The following is a 14,852-nucleotide window of genomic DNA, read 5'->3' as shown; positions in this document are numbered from 1 at the left end:
ACCTCTCCCGCTTGCGGGAGAGGTGTCACAACCGGCGACGAATTTGGCTTCAATGTCCCTCTCTCTCGAAACCCGCGACCTCACCATCCGCTTCGGCGGGCATGTCGCCGTCAACAACGTCAGCTGCGCGTTCCGCCCGGGCGAGCTCACCGCCATCGTCGGGCCGAACGGTGCCGGCAAGACCACCTATTTCAACCTCATCTCGGGCCAGCTGCGCGCCTCCAGCGGCAGCATCCTGTTCGACGGTGCCGACATCACCCATCACTCCGCACCGCTGCGGACCCGTGCGGGACTGGGGCGCGCCTTCCAGCTCACCAATCTTTTTCCGAACCTGACGGTCGAAGAGAACGTCCGCCTCGCGGTGCAGGCAACCAACGGCACCCATTACGACATGCTGCGGCCCTGGATGGTCCGCCGCGATCTGATCGCGCGCGCTGACGCCATCCTCGACCAGGTCGCGCTCGGCAATCGCCGCAGCGTCGCCGCGACCGTGCTGTCGCATGGCGACCAGCGCAAGCTCGAAGTCGCGCTGATGATCGCACTGGAGCCAAAGGTGTTCATGTTCGATGAGCCGACGGCCGGCATGAGCATCGACGAGGTGCCGGTCGTGCTGAACCTGATCGCGCAGCTCAAGCAGGACAAGAGCAAGATCATCCTGCTGGTCGAGCACAAGATGGACGTGGTGCGTTCGCTCGCCGACCGCATCATCGTGCTGCATAACGGCCAGCTCGTCGCCGACGGCCTACCGGCCGAAGTGATCGCCTCGCCAATCGTGCAGGAAGCCTATCTCGGCGTTGCTCCCAAGAACGCTGCAGGGAGTGCCGCATGACCGACCTCCTGAAACTCTCCGGCGTGCACACCCATATCAGCCGCTACCACATCCTCCAGGGCATCGACCTCGCCGTCCCGCAAGGGCAGGTCACGATGCTGCTCGGCCGCAATGGCGCCGGCAAGACCACGACGCTGCGCACTATCATGGGCCTGTGGCAGGCCTCCTCCGGCGAGATTACGCTCAGTGGCGAACGCATCGAGCGCCTCGCCACGCCCGACATCGCGCGGCTCGGCGTCGGCTATGTGCCCGAGAGCATGGCGGTGTTCTCCGATCTCACGGTGAAGGACAATCTCGTTCTGGCGGCTCGCGATGCGGCGATGGACGACAGACAGCTGGAGTGGATATTCGGCTTCTTCCCGGCGCTGCGCCGGTTCTGGCTGTCGCGCGCCGGGAGCCTCTCGGGCGGACAGAAGCAGATGTTGTCGATCGCGCGCGCCATCATCGAGCCGCGCAAGCTGCTCTTGATCGACGAGCCGACCAAGGGTCTGGCGCCCGCCATCGTGATGGCGCTGATCGAATGCCTGAAGGAGATCAAGCGCAAGGGCGCGACCATTCTCCTCGTCGAGCAGAATTTCTTTGCAGCCCGCGAACTCGGCGACAGCGTGCTGGTGATGGACAACGGCACCATCGTCCATCGCGGTGAGATGGCGGCGCTGGCCGCCGACGTGCCGCTGCAGGAACGGTTGCTCGGCCTGAGCCTGGAGGCACATCAGTGACAGACCTTGCCGCGTCGGATCCGCTGCCGAAGCCGAAGCGCGACCTTGCGCCGATCCTGCTGCCGATCGCGCTCGCGCTGATCATGATTCCGCTGGTCGGCTCGCCCTCGACCTGGCTGACGCTGACGGCGGCAAGCCTCGCCATGGGCATGATGATCTTCATCATGGCCTCGGGCCTGACGCTGGTGTTCGGCCTGATGGACGTGCTCAATTTCGGCCATGGCGCCTTCATCGCGGTCGGCGCCTATGTCGCAACCCTGGTGTTCGCGCCGTTCGCGGCCTCCGTGCAGGCGGATTCGCTCTGGGTCAACCTCGCAGTGCTGGCCCCGGCGGCGCTGCTGTCGATGGCGGTATCAGGTGCGCTCGGCCTGGTCGTCGAGCGCGTGTTGATCCTTCCTGTGTACGGTCAGCATCTGAAGCAGATCCTGATGACGACGGGCGGCCTCATCGTTGCCGAGCAGACGCTTTATGCGCTGTGGGGACCGCAGATCATTCCGATGCCGCTGCCGGCCTCTTTGCGCGGATCCTTCATCCTCGGCGACGTTGCGATCGCCAAATACCGCGTGCTGGCGATGCTGATTGGCCTGGCCGTCTTCATCGCGATCCAGCTCGTGCTCAACCGCACCAAGCTCGGGCTCCTGATCCGCGCCGGCGTCGAGAACCGCGAGATGGTCGAGGCGCTCGGCTATCGCATCCGCCGCCTGTTCCTCGGCGTGTTCATGACGGGATCGGCGCTCGCCGGCCTCGGCGGCGTGATGTGGGCGCTCTATCGCGAGCAGGTCCATGCCTCGATGAGCGACGAGCTCACCGTCCTGATTTTCGTCGTCGTCATCATCGGCGGCCTCGGCTCGATCGGCGGCTGCTTCATCGGCGCGCTCCTGGTGGCGATGGTCGCCAACTACGGCGGCTTCCTGGTGCCAAAACTCGCCCTCGTCTCCAACATCCTGCTGATGGTCGCCGTTCTGATGTGGCGGCCGCGCGGCCTCTATGCGGTGACCAGCCGATGATGCTTCTCTCGGGCGATCCGCCGCGGAGCCGCGTGCTCACGCTCATTCTCGTCGTCATCATCCTGGCGCTGGCGGCGACGCCGTTCCTGTTTCCGGGAGCAAAGGCGCTGAACGTCGCGGCCAAGATCTGCGTCTTTGCCGCCTTGGTGGCGTCCTATGACTTGCTGCTTGGCTACACCGGCACGGTGTCGTTCGCGCACACCATGTTCTACGGCATCGGCAGCTACGCGATCGCGATCGCGCTGTATGGCATGGGTCCGAACTGGGCTGCGGTTGCAACCGGCATAGTCGTCGGACTGCCGCTGGCCGCGCTGCTTGCGCTTGCGATCGGCCTGTTCTCGTTGCGGGTGGCCGCGATTTTCTTTGCGATGATCACACTCGCTGTCGCCTCCGCCTTCCAGGTCCTGGCCTCGCAATTGTCATGGCTCACGGGCGGTGAGGACGGGCGCAGCTTCCAGCTGCCGGAGCTGCTGCGCCCCGGCACGGTGCTGATCTCCAAAAACCTGTTCGGCTTCGAGGTCAACGGCCGCATCCTGACCTTCTATCTGGTGTTCGCGATCTCGGCCCTGATGATCCTCGCTTTGCTGCGCGTGGTGAACTCACCGTTCGGACGCGTGCTGCAGGCGATCCGCGAGAACCGATTCCGCGCCGAGGCGCTGGGCTTCCGCACCGTCTTCCATCTGACCTACGCCAACTGCCTTGCGGCCCTCGTCGCCGCCAGCGCCGGCATCCTGAACGCGCTATGGCTGCGCTATGCCGGCCCGGACACCTCGCTCAGTTTCTCCATCATGCTGGACATTCTCCTGATGGTGGTGATCGGCGGCATGGGCACGATCTACGGCGCGATCATCGGCGCCACGATCTTCATCCTCGCCCAGAATTATCTGCAATCCCTCATGGGCGTCGCCTCCAAGGCCGCGGGCGAAGCCGGCCTGCCACTGCTGCCGGGGCTGCTGCACCCGGACCGCTGGCTGCTCTGGCTCGGGCTGCTCTTCATTGCCAGCGTGTATTTCTTCCCGACCGGCGTGGTCGGACGGCTGCGTAACGGCCGTGGCGAGAAGAATGCGGGCGCCTCGCATTAGGCTTCTGGTAACGATGCGGCGCAGCGTCCTTCGCAGACGCGGCGCAACAGGGGCAACGCCAAGCGGTTCGCCTCTGCTGGATATCCGTAGAAATCCGCAACCGGTTTAAGCCATGGGTAACCGGCTTTCCTAAGTATTGCGCCATCTGTCGATGGTATTTCTGCTCCTCCAGGGGAGAGGGATGCGCCAGTTTTTGTCAGGGATGGCAGCTGCAATGTTCCGGGCCGCGAAAGGCGGCTGGGACGCCGCGATGCGGCGCGGCCCCGTGCTGTGGTTGACACTCTCAGGCATGCTGCTGGTCGCCGGCATCTTCGCCGTGACCGCGATGGCCGTCGGCGAGTTTCGCGAGCGCACGCTGGCCAACCGCGAGCGCGAGCTGGAAAACACCGTGCAGCTGATTGCGCGGCACTTCGATCAGCAGTTTGAAGATTCCGACGTCGTCGCGGCCGATTTGATCGGGCAGATGCACCTGCCTGAGATCACGTCGCCGCAGATGTTCCGCGAGCGCATGTCCGGACCCGAAGCGAACAGGATGCTGCGGAGCAAGATTGGCGCCGTCTCCTATCTCGGCGACATCGCGATCTACGACGCTGACGGAGAGATCATCTCCTGGTCACGTGCGCAGCCGCTGCCCAAGATCAACATCTCCTCGCGCGCCTACTTCCAGACCTTCAAGACCAATCCGATGTCGGAGCCGGTGCTGCTGGAATCCGTGCGCAGCTTTCTGATCGGCAAATGGACGACGGTCGTGGCGCGGCGGCTGAGCCTGCCGGACGGCACTTTCGTCGGCGCGCTGGTGAGGCGGATCGATCCCGACAGCTATCAACGCTATTTCGCCTCGGTCGCGCTGGCCGAGGGCGCCGCCATCTCGCTGTTCGACCGCGAAGGCGTGATGCTGGCGCGCTACCCCAACGTCGAATCGATGATCGGCAGAAGCTACAAGAGCGCGCCTCTGATGCAGAAGGTGCTGACCTTCGGCGGTCAGCACACACTTCGCGTCAAGAGCCCGGTCGACGGCACCGATAAACTCGGTTCCGCGGCATCGCTGACCCATTTTCCGCTTGTCATCGTCGCCACCAACACGATGTCGTCCGCGCTGGCCGACTGGCGACAGCAGACCGGCTTCATGGTCACCACCGCGACGCTGTCGGCGGCGGTGATCGCGCTGATCCTGTTCATGATCATCCGCCAGATCATCAGGCAGAACCGCGAGGCTCAGAAGCGGCTGGAAGCGGAACGGCTGCGGCTCGACACCGCCCTCAACAACATGTCGCAAGGGCTGATCCTGTACGACGCTGACGGCTATATCGTCACCTGCAATCGCCGCTATGCCGACATGTTCGGTCTCTCCCACGACGTCATCAAGCCCGGCTGCCACATCCACCAGGCGATGTACCACCGCAAGGAGCGCAACGCGTTCAGCGGCAACGTCGAAGAGTTCTGCGCCGAGGTCTTCAGGGGCGTCGCCGAAGGCAAGGTCGCCACCAAACAGCATCAATTGCCCAACGGGCGCGCTTTCCAGGTCATCAACACGCCGCTCGCGCAAGGCGGATGGGTTGCCACGATCGAGGAGATCACCGAGCGTCGCAATCTGGAGCAGGAGCGCGACCGCAACTACACCTTTCTCCGCGAGATCATCGACCACATTCCCTCGCAGATCACGGTGAAAGACGCCCACACGCGGCGCTACCTCCTGGTCAACCGGATAGCCGAGGACATTTTCGGGGAAGGCGGCAAGACGATCGTCGGCAAGACGGCGGCCGATATTTTGCCCGAAGCGGACGCCGACGTCGTCACGCGCGACGATGACGCCGTGCTGCAATCACCGGAACGGCTGCTGCAAAGAGAGCAGAGCTGGAAAACTCCGACCGACGGCCAGCGCCATACCATTTCGAAGCGCATCGGCATCTGCGACAAGGCCGGTGACCCGCGCTACATCATCAACGTCATCGAGGATGTCACCGAACAGCGCAACGCCGCCGAGAAGATCGCGCATATGGCGCATTATGACGCGCTGACCGGCCTGCCCAACCGCGCGCTGTTCCGCGAGCAGATCGAGCGCGAGCTGGAGAAGGTCGCCGGCGGCGCCCAGTTCGCGCTGCTCTATATCGACGTCGACGAATTCAAGGGCATCAACGATTCGCTCGGCCACCATGTCGGCGACGAGCTGTTGATGGCGATCGCGGGCCGCATCCGCGCCTGTCTGAGGCCAGGCGATCTGATCGCGCGGCTCGGGGGCGACGAGTTCGCCGTGATCCAGACGGGTATCGAATCCTCTACCGACGTACTGGCCTTCGTGACTGAGATCCACGAAGCGATCCGCCGCCCCTATCATTGCCTCGGCCACCAGCTCTCCACGGACGCCAGCATCGGCATCGCGCTGGCACCGCAGGACGGTGCCGATCTCGACCAGCTCATCAAGAACGCGGACCTTGCGATGTATGGCGCCAAGGCGGAAGGGCGGCGCACTTACCGCTTCTTCGTGCCGGAGATGGATGCGAGCGCCAAGGCCCGCCTCTCGCTGGAGCAGGATCTGCGGCAGGCGCTGGTCAATGGCGGCTTCGAGATCCACTACCAGCCGCTGGTCAATCTGCACTCGGGCAAGGTCTCCGGCTGCGAGGCGCTGCTGCGTTGGCGCCATCCCGAACGCGGCATGGTCTCGCCCGCCGAATTCATTCCGATCGCCGAGGATACCGGCCTGATCAACGAGCTGGGCGACTGGGTGCTGCGCACGGCCTGCAACGAGGCCGCGACCTGGCCCGCCCATATCCGCCTCGCCGTCAACGTCTCGCCCGTGCAGCTCAAATGCGATACGCTGGCGCTGCGGATTGCCGGCGCACTTGCCGCCTCCGGGCTGGAGCCGCGCCGGCTGGAGCTCGAGATCACCGAGGCTGTGCTGATCCGCGACGACGAGGCGGCGCTCTCGATCCTTCATCAGCTCCGCTCGATCGGCGTGCGCATCGCGCTCGACGATTTCGGCACGGGCTATTCCTCGCTGAGCTATCTGAAGCGATTCCCGTTCGACAAGATCAAGATCGACCGCTGCTTCGTCGCCGACATCGCCGACGCCGGCGGCGCGCCTGTTATCGTGCAGGCGGTGGTGAACATCGCCTCCGCCAGCGACATGACCACGGTCGCCGAAGGCGTCGAGACCGAGGCCCAGCGTGAGATGCTGCGTGCCCTCGGCTGCACGGAGATGCAGGGCTATTTGTTCAGCAGACCGAAGCCGGCGGCCGAGGTCCGCGAGCTGTTCGGCCCTGGCGATGCCATTCCTGTAGCGGCGGTGGCCTGAGATGGCAAAGCTCGGCAATACTCCCGCGAAGACCGTCGATGTCGCCGATTCCTACGCAGTGCGGCTGATGCAGCATCTGGTGGTGCCGACCTTCGTGATCGATCCGAAACGACGCGTCGTGATCTGGAACAAGGCCTGCGAACGGCTGACCGGCGTTGCCGCCTCCGAGGTGATCGGCACCAACAAGCATTGGCAGGCCTTCTACGAGGCCAAGCGCCCTTGCCTTGCCGATCTGGTTGCGCTCGACCAGCCCGAGCAGCTGCCGGAGTTCTATTCGGAATATGCCGCGCGCGGCCATAACGGGCTTGGCTTTTCCGCGGAAAACTGGTGCGTGATGCCGAAGCTCGGTAGCCAGCTCTATCTCGCGATCGACGCCGGTCCGATCCATGACGAGGCGGGCAATCTGATCGCCGTGGTGGAGACGCTGCGCGACCTCACCGACCAGAAGCGCGCCGAAATGGCGCTGAAGGAGCTCGCCACCAAGGACGGGCTGACGGGCCTGTCGAACCGTCGCTCGTTCGACCAGATGCTGATGAGCGAATGGGCGCGCGCGCAGCGGACGCAGAAGCCGCTGGCGCTGCTGTTCGTCGACGTCGATCATTTCAAGCTGTTCAATGACGAGCACGGCCACCAGACCGGCGACGAGTGCCTGCGCGCGATCGCGCGCGTGGTCAGCCGCCACGCGGTGCGTCCGCTCGACCTCGCCGGCCGGTACGGTGGCGAGGAATTTGCGCTGATCCTGCCGGAAATGAGCCGCGACGATGCCTGCGCCATCGCCGAGGAGATCCGCCGGGCCGTGATGGCCTTGCAGATCGCCCATGGCGCCCATGGCGCCGGCGACCATGTGACCCTCAGTGTCGGCGTCGCCTGCCATATCCCCGGCGAGGCCGATGACGCCCCCAACGGCCTGCTCGGTGCAGCCGATCAAGCCCTCTATGCCGCCAAGCGACTCGGCCGCAACCGTGTGGTCTGCTCCGAGCGGGTGCTGGCCGAATTTGCGGCTCTCGGCAGCGATAATGGGCCAGTTAGCGGTCAAGTTCCTGCCGCCGCTCCACGCAAATCGGCCTAAAGCGCTGATATTGCCGCAGTGGACCGGTTGCCCGCCCCTCGCCATTAGGCTAAATGAGGCCTCGCTGCACCCGTAGCTCAGCTGGATAGAGCGTTGCCCTCCGAAGGCAAAGGTCACACGTTCGAATCGTGTCGGGTGCGCCATCTCGGTGGAAGACCGTCTACTCCAGAACCCGCCGCCTTGCGCCAGATGCGGTAGCCAGAATGCGCGCGAACGGGGCTTCTGCCGCCCGGCGGGCGCCTACAGCTTGTCCCGTTGTCCGATGTAGCGCACGAACTCGACGTGGCCATAGGGATAGCCCGGCGGATCGGGTGGCGTCAGACGCGTCAGCTTGAAACGATCGATTTGCGCAAGGATCTGAAAATGCTCGGCAGCTCTCACGCGTTTGAGATTCTCGACCGCGTAGGCCCCGCCCAGTTGCAGCGCAGGAAAGAAGCCGTAGACCTCGCCCGGTTCGAGGGCGCCGTACCGGGCGGCGGCAGCGGCAAGGAGTTCGAGGTCGTCCCGATCAGATTCCGATTTCCTGGTGCTCGCAAAAGCGGACACGCTGTAGTCCTCGGAGAACGGCTGACCTGTGACACGGTCGTGCCACGAACTCGCTGGCGGGTTGAACACTGAGGAGAGCAGGAGTGAAACACTCATCTGGCGCCGACGCCGGTGCCATACTTTCAGATAACCAAATGCCGTATAGGCAATCACCGTCATATCCGACGGGTTGAACTCGTCATCATTCCTGAAGATGAGGTCGAGCACGGCGTCGAACGGCGCGGGATCGCAGAGCCAGTACAATCCGTCAAAATAGGCCCCACGCCCATGCTCGCGCCAGAAGCGGATCAAGGCCTGCGGCACGCGATCCGCATAGCGCGCGGCCTCCTCGGGGCTGATCCTGCTTGCGTGCTCCGGCTCTCCAAGCTTCTGGACCATCGACGCCAGTAGATCCACCTCCCCCGGAGCTTTCGGCGGATCCTGAGCCAATACCGGCCGCGAGAATGTCAGCATAGCGGCGGATGCCGCCCAGCCAAGCACGGCGCGACGTGAGGCAAAATGCCTCGTGCCTTCGATCTCGCCGGCTGAGCCGCTAAAGGTCATCCCGTGCCGTTCTGGCTGACGCCAACTCAGTCAAAACATCGCGGCGGCGCATTTATTCCGACTGCAACACCCGCGCGGGACTTGATCTCACGACGTTCCGTTCCGCTGATTTCAGCGTCTGGCCTTTCGGCCGTGATACGCCAATGGCCGACAAGGCCGCACGCATCCGCGGCCCCCGGCCTTCAATACCGCCGTTTTGCGGTGACGTCTTTACGGCCGGTTAATTGCGTCGCTTCAATCTGACATTGGCGACATCGGGCACTCCATGTTCGCGCGGTGCAAGTAAGTATTACTTAAACAGCCAGCCTTCAAAGTTCCCCCTGCCGAGAGACAGGCGGAGGCTTTTCGATCCGCCCGCTTCCGGCAAGCGATACCTGAACTGACGGGGAATTGCCTGTGCCGTGGTTAACGGCGATTAGGATGAAGGTCATGCTGCGCGCCTCGCTTTGTCGTTTTATCAGGGATCGCAAGGCCAACGTTGCCGTCATATTCGCGATCCTGCTGTTCCCGACCGTCTATCTACTGGGCATGACGCTCGATTACACGCAGGCCCAGCGCCGGCAATCGCAGCTGGACGCCGCAGCCGATGCCGCCGCGATCGCGGCGGTGACGCCGTCGATGATGGCGCAGAGCACGACGGTCGCGCAGACGACCGCCACGAACATCTTCAATGCGACGGCAAACGCGATCGCCGGCGGCCTGTCAGGGAGTCCCGCGCTGACGGTCAATGTCGGCAATACCGGCCTGGTGCGCACCGCGACCGTCACTTACACCGCAAACTCCAGCAACGCCTTCCCGACCCTGCTCGGCGCCCCCGTGTGGCCGATCAAGGGCTCAGCGACGGCCAGCGCTTCGGGCGCGCCCAACATCAACTTCTATCTTCTGCTGGACGACTCGCCGTCGATGGGCATCGCAGCGACGTCGACCGATATTACCAACATGATCACCGCGACCGCTAGCCAGCCCTCCGGCTCGAGGAGCTGCGCGTTCGCCTGTCACGAGTCGCATCCCGAGAAGGACTCCGGCGCGAACGCGTCGACCAAGGACAACCTCAGCATCGCACGCACCAAGAACATCACGCTGCGTATCGACCTCGTGGCCCAGGCGACCGCAAGCCTGATGACCACGGCGCAACAGACCGAGGCGACGCAGAACAACACCTACAAGGCCGCGATCTACACGTTCGACTACGGCTTCAACACGATCTATGCGCCGTCGGGGCTGCCATCCTCCGACCTGTCGACGGCCGCGACCCAGGCCGCCAACAATATTTCGCTTGTCACCGTCGACCATCAGAACTGCGTGGTCTCGGGATGCGCCATCAGCACCGACTATGGCACCGACATCGAGAACGCGCTCTCAAGCGTCAATGCGATCATGCCCGCACCCGGCGGGGGATCCAACCAGACCGGAGACACGCCTCAGGAAGTGGTGTTCCTCGTGACCGACGGCGTTGACGACAAGATCGTATCGATGAGCTCGTCCTGTAGCGGAACGCCGATTGCCACCGGCTCCAATTTTCGATGCCAGCAACCGGTCAACACCACGAATTGCACGACGATCAAGAACCGGGGAATTCGTATCGCGGTGCTCTATACCGAGTACCTGCCGCTCACGAGCAATGGCTGGTACAATTCCTATATCGCGACATTCAATAATCCTTCCTCGTCGGCCGGACAGATCGCGCAGAACCTGAAATCCTGCGCATCGCCCGGCTTGTTCTACGACGTACAGTCGGGCGGCGACATTTCCGCGGCGCTCAGGCAATTGTTCCTGTTGGTCGTGGAAACGGCCCCTCACCTGACCAACTGAGCGAGCGTCATGCCCGAGCTGCGAGCGGTATCCGGAAAGCGACGCCTTCACAAGACGCTCGCGGCGTTCCGCAACGACGAGAACGGCGCGAACGCCGTCGAGTTCGCCTTGGTCGCGCCGATATTCATCGCGTTGCTGGTCGGAATTATCCAGATCTTCCTGGTTTTCTTCGGCCAGCAATTGCTTCAGCAGGTCGTGCAGCAGTCCGCCCGGCAGGTCATGACCGGACAAGTGCAGACGGCCGGGATGACGCAGACGCAGTTTTCGACGCTGGTCTGCTCGCAGGTCCGCATCATCTTCAACTGCAGCAATCTGATGATCAGCCTCCAGTCCGGGAGCAGCTGGTCGGCGATGAGCGCGGCTTCACCGACATTGACGTTCAATGCCGACGGCACTGTCTCCAACAACTGGCCCTACAGTCCGGGCGGTCCTTCAGACAAGGTCGTCCTGGAGGTAATCTACCAATGGCCGGTCTTCGGGGGGCCGCTCGGCTTCACCCTGGCAAACCTGCCGAACGGCAATCGTCAGATCACGGCGACCGCCGCTTTCCAGAATGAGCCCTATCAATGACCCGCTTGCCCGTGCGCCTGAGGCGGTTTCGAGCCAACGAAGATGCCGTGGCAGCCATCGAGTTTGCCATCGTGCTGCCGTTCATGCTGCTGCTGTGCATGGGCGGCGTCGAACTCGGCAACGCCCTCTCGATCAACGTCAAGGTCACGGCCACAGTACACACCATTGCCGACATCCTGTCGCAGAATAAGTGCGTGACCACCAGCGATGTCACCGGCATTCTCAGCGCCTCGTCGAAAGTCCTCTCCCCGTACGACATCACCAAGGCGGTCGTGACCCTCACGGAGGTGCAGCCGACCGGCGACCACGTTACGGCCAAAGTGATCTGGAGCCAGTCGCTTAACGGCACCGCAAGAACCGCCGGGACCACCGTCAACCTGCCGACATCCCTGACCGGAGTGCCGACCAACAGCGGGCTCATCCTCGGTGAGGCAACTTATGCCTACACGCCGAATCTCGGCTACACGATCAGCGGCACCGTCATGCTCAGCGACAGCTACTATCTGTACCCGCGCCAGACGAACTTCGTCCCGACCATCACGAGCGGGTCGACGCCGCCCGTCCCGGCAGCGTCCTGTCCGACGTCGTGATGACGGCGACCGGATCTATCAGCGATAAATCATACGCCTGATCCAACCACCCGTCTCCAACCACCCTTCGGCACCGCGAAGGGTGGCTGCTTGTGTGTCCCGTGTCAGTGCCTCACATGCTCGAACACGACGATCACGCCGGTCGGCTCGGGCTCGTGCGCCATCAGCCGCGTCAGATCGGCATCGCTCCAGTCGGCGAGGCTGACGACTTCACCTGTCTGTCGTTCCGCATTGAGCGACGGCGTCGGCTCGAGGACCTTCAAGCCCATCTCGTCGACGAAGAACGTGTGTTCGCCGAACATGCTGTTGAGCTGGGGCATGGCGGGATGCTCGTCGGGCAGCACCTGGGCGCCGAGCTGGTTGATGGTCTGCTTCACCTGTTCGGACGTGAGCTTCATGAGCTGCTCCGTTCTATCGTTCGAGTTTCGTGGCTTGAACCAGGTTTTGGCCGGAGCGCGTGTTCCCGTGTATCGCCTGGCTCAAGCTTCCGAACGGGTGCTGCGCACAAATGTTCCTGCACGATGCATTTCGTGATCGCGCGTTGCATCTGCCGCACCAATGGCGCGGGATCGCCACACGGTGTCCACGGTTCGAGGCGGCAGGACGCCAACCGCCTGCTACTCGCTTCTATTCTCGCCGACCGAAAGCGCGCAGATGCGCGACAGATGGGTGTAGGGCAGGCCCGTCTCCTCCGCCCAGGCATTGAACTGCGCCTGCACCTTGGCGAGATCACCCTTGGACTTGACCTCTTCGGCGATGTCGAGGCCGGCATCGCGCAGGCAGGCGACCACGTCCTTCGATGTGACGAAACCGTCCCAGCCGACGAAGCGCAGCAGCATCTGGCCGGTGTTGCCGCCTAACCGGCTGCCGCGCTTGGCCAGGAGATCGAGCAAGCCGATCTCGTTGGACGGCGGCCATTTCGCCAGAAACTTGCCGAAGCTGCCGTGCTCCTTGGCAATCTCCTGGACGAAAGCGGCATTGTCGCGCACCGACATGATCTTGGCGCCGTTGCGCACGATCCGCGCATCACGCAGCAGGCCTTCCCAATAATCTTCCGGCTGAAAGCTGAGCTTGGCCGGCTGGAAGCGCAGAAAGGCGTCTTCAAAGCCCTCCCATTTCGCGTCGATCACGCTCCAGGCAAAGCCTGCGCAGAACACCCGCTTCGTCATCTCGGCGAGGATGCGGTCGTCGCCGAGTTTTGCCAGACCTTTCAAGTCCGGCTTGTCGGGCATCAGCTTTTCGAGCGCCTTGGGCCCACCTTTGCGCTTCTCGGCGCGGGCGCGAATGGTCTTGAAGGAGGGCATGCGATCACCCGGGGTTGAAGGCACGCCACGACAGCAGAATTCCGCGATCCGGTCCAGACCTGCAAGGCAACCTGAGCCTGCGCGCCGCTGGCCGTCGCAGCATGCTGCCTGCTTGCTTGCCGGATCGGCGACAGCGATGCTGGTCTGCTTCTTGCTTCACAAGATTTTGGAATTCGCGGATATTTTCATTCTCTTACCGACGGACTCTCAATGCGCTGCCTGGTCGTGGCCGATCTGCACTACTCGCTGCCGCAGCTCGACTGGCTGGTCAGCGCCGCGCCGCAATTCGATCTGGTGATCTTCGCGGGCGATGCGCTGGACATCGGCTCGATGGTGGATTTCCGCGCGCAGATCGTGGTGGTGAAGAAGTACCTCGCACTGATCGCGGCGCAGACCCGCGTGATCCTTTGCTCCGGCAATCACGATCTCGACGAGCGCAATGCGGAGGGCGAGAAGATCTCGCGCTGGATCTCTGAGGTGCGCGAACTTGGCATCGCTTGCGACGGCGACAATCTGACCATCGGCGACACGCTCTTCACAGTGTGCCCATGGTGGGACGGGCCGCTGGTCAAGCAGCGCATCGCCGACCAGCTGCGCGACGCCTCGCTCAACCATCCACGACGCTGGATCTGGGCGCATCACGCGCCGCCGGCCAATTCGCCGACAAGCTGGGGCGGCAAGCGCTTCTTCGGTGATGTCGAGTTGGTGCAGTGGGTCATGCAGTATCAGCCATCGATGGTCATTTCCGGCCATGTGCATCAATCGCCCTTCATCAGGGACGGCTCCTGGTTCGATCGGCTGGGCCAGACCTGGGTGTTCAACGCAGGAAAACAACCGGGACGACCGCCGACGCATATCGTGCTGGATCTCGATGCCGACAAGGCGTTCTGGCTGGCGGCAGGTGAGACGCAATGGATCGATCTCGACGCGCCGCTGAAACGGCCCGCGTCTTACATCGAGGAGCCGCCGGACTGGCTCACATCCTTGGGTCGGATTGCCGATCCGAGCCTGGCGAGACCTCGAGCGGCGGCAGGTTGATCATGCTCTGGAGCACCTCACCGACCATGGCGAGATGCGTGCCGTGGCCGGCATATTGCCGCTTGAGATCGGCGAGATAAGTGTTGGCGACGTTGAGCCGCTGCGCCAGCGTGCGCGCGAGCATCAGCGCCACCTCCGGCCGCTGGACGAGGAACGACGCTGCATCTTCGAACTCGTAAATCACCGAATCCGAGCTGGCGCGCACCGTTGCCGTATGTGGCAACCCGAGCAGCACGGACATCTCGCCGAACACCGCGCCGGGCTCGGCGATGGTGGCGACCACCATGTCGCTCTTGAGCACATCGAGCCTGCCCTGCATCAAGACGTAAAGGTGACCGCTGCTGGCGCCGCCCTCGCTGATGACAGTCGTGCCGGCCGGAACCTGCCGCTCGGTGCCGCCGGTGCAATGATCCAGAACTGCGCGCATCGCCAAAAGCTCCCATTGCTGGGG

At 63.5% G+C, this 14,852-nt stretch carries 14 protein-coding genes and 1 tRNA gene; 11 read left to right on the top strand and 4 right to left on the bottom strand.

Translation table 11 applies throughout. From position 1 onward, the window contains the following. The first annotated feature begins 52 nt into the window (after window positions 1-52). The 7 genes from XI06_RS38995 (at window position 53) to XI06_RS38965 (ending at window position 8,141) form a co-directional block, all read left to right on the top strand. Window positions 53-829: an ABC transporter ATP-binding protein gene (locus tag XI06_RS38995; protein WP_271607745.1), complete on the top strand. Its 777-nt coding sequence runs from the start codon at window positions 53-55 to the stop codon at window positions 827-829. Then, on the top strand, window positions 826-1,548 hold the full coding sequence (locus XI06_RS38990) for an ABC transporter ATP-binding protein (RefSeq protein WP_237860494.1): 723 nt from the start codon (window positions 826-828) through the stop codon (window positions 1,546-1,548). The genes XI06_RS38995 and XI06_RS38990 overlap by 4 nt, the downstream gene beginning before the upstream one ends. Further along, window positions 1,545-2,555 (top strand): branched-chain amino acid ABC transporter permease, encoded by a 1,011-nt coding sequence (locus XI06_RS38985; RefSeq protein WP_237860496.1) that lies wholly within the window; start codon window positions 1,545-1,547, stop codon window positions 2,553-2,555. Before XI06_RS38990 ends, XI06_RS38985 begins: the two co-directional genes overlap by 4 nt. Continuing rightward, on the top strand, window positions 2,552-3,637 hold the full coding sequence (locus XI06_RS38980; RefSeq protein WP_237860498.1) for a branched-chain amino acid ABC transporter permease: 1,086 nt from the start codon (window positions 2,552-2,554) through the stop codon (window positions 3,635-3,637). Before XI06_RS38985 ends, XI06_RS38980 begins: the two co-directional genes overlap by 4 nt. Before the next feature lie 214 nt (window positions 3,638-3,851). Beyond that, entirely contained in the window at window positions 3,852-6,929 is a 3,078-nt protein-coding gene (locus tag XI06_RS38975) for a bifunctional diguanylate cyclase/phosphodiesterase (RefSeq protein WP_237861305.1), read from the top strand. A 1-nt stretch (window position 6,930) separates the two neighbouring features. Next, on the top strand, window positions 6,931-7,998 hold the full coding sequence (locus tag XI06_RS38970) for a sensor domain-containing diguanylate cyclase (RefSeq protein WP_237860500.1): 1,068 nt from the start codon (window positions 6,931-6,933) through the stop codon (window positions 7,996-7,998). Window positions 7,999-8,064: 66 nt separating this feature from the next. Further along, window positions 8,065-8,141, top strand: a tRNA-Arg gene (locus tag XI06_RS38965). 97 nt (window positions 8,142-8,238) lie between these two features. Here the strand turns inward: XI06_RS38965 and XI06_RS38960 are convergent. Then, window positions 8,239-8,997 carry a GAD-like domain-containing protein gene (locus XI06_RS38960; protein WP_271607744.1) on the bottom strand — a complete coding sequence of 253 codons (759 nt, stop codon included), beginning with the start codon at window positions 8,995-8,997 and terminating at the stop codon, window positions 8,239-8,241. A gap of 519 nt (window positions 8,998-9,516) precedes the next feature. On the opposite strand from XI06_RS38960, the gene XI06_RS38955 reads away from it, so the two are divergent. The 3 genes from XI06_RS38955 to XI06_RS38945 are packed head-to-tail and all read left to right on the top strand — an operon-like array spanning window position 9,517 to window position 12,059. Continuing rightward, the gene (locus XI06_RS38955) at window positions 9,517-10,899 is read left to right on the top strand and encodes a TadE/TadG family type IV pilus assembly protein (protein ID WP_237861306.1); all 1,383 of its coding nucleotides are present in this window, start codon (window positions 9,517-9,519) and stop codon (window positions 10,897-10,899) included. Between the two features lie 9 nt (window positions 10,900-10,908). After that, on the top strand, window positions 10,909-11,469 hold the full coding sequence (locus XI06_RS38950) for a TadE/TadG family type IV pilus assembly protein (RefSeq protein ID WP_237860504.1): 561 nt from the start codon (window positions 10,909-10,911) through the stop codon (window positions 11,467-11,469). Then, window positions 11,466-12,059 carry a TadE/TadG family type IV pilus assembly protein gene (locus tag XI06_RS38945; protein ID WP_237860505.1) on the top strand — a complete coding sequence of 198 codons (594 nt, stop codon included), beginning with the start codon at window positions 11,466-11,468 and terminating at the stop codon, window positions 12,057-12,059. The genes XI06_RS38950 and XI06_RS38945 overlap by 4 nt, the downstream gene beginning before the upstream one ends. Window positions 12,060-12,163: 104 nt before the next feature. Here XI06_RS38945 and XI06_RS38940 read toward each other — a convergent pair whose 3' ends face one another. Beyond that, on the bottom strand, window positions 12,164-12,457 hold the full coding sequence (locus XI06_RS38940) for a hypothetical protein (RefSeq protein WP_237860509.1): 294 nt from the start codon (window positions 12,455-12,457) through the stop codon (window positions 12,164-12,166). Window positions 12,458-12,676: 219 nt separating this feature from the next. Then, complete coding sequence (locus XI06_RS38935) at window positions 12,677-13,363, bottom strand: DNA-3-methyladenine glycosylase I (protein ID WP_237891441.1); 687 nt, start codon at window positions 13,361-13,363, stop codon at window positions 12,677-12,679. A gap of 210 nt (window positions 13,364-13,573) precedes the next feature. Here XI06_RS38935 and XI06_RS38930 point away from each other — a divergent pair, with 210 nt between their 5' ends. Beyond that, window positions 13,574-14,401 carry a metallophosphoesterase family protein gene (locus tag XI06_RS38930; protein WP_237860511.1) on the top strand — a complete coding sequence of 276 codons (828 nt, stop codon included), beginning with the start codon at window positions 13,574-13,576 and terminating at the stop codon, window positions 14,399-14,401. On the opposite strand, the gene XI06_RS38925 is transcribed toward XI06_RS38930, so the two are convergent. Next, complete coding sequence (locus tag XI06_RS38925; protein WP_237860513.1) at window positions 14,340-14,828, bottom strand: Crp/Fnr family transcriptional regulator; 489 nt, start codon at window positions 14,826-14,828, stop codon at window positions 14,340-14,342. The genes XI06_RS38930 and XI06_RS38925 overlap by 62 nt on opposite strands. Window positions 14,829-14,852: the final 24 nt, after the last annotated feature.

The organism is Bradyrhizobium sp. CCBAU 11434 (assembly GCF_028128895.1).
In the GTDB taxonomy this organism is placed as follows: Bacteria; Pseudomonadota; Alphaproteobacteria; order Rhizobiales; family Xanthobacteraceae; genus Bradyrhizobium; species Bradyrhizobium zhengyangense.
Note: the sequence above shows the minus strand (reverse complement) of the source record. Positions and strands in the feature narration are given on the sequence as shown.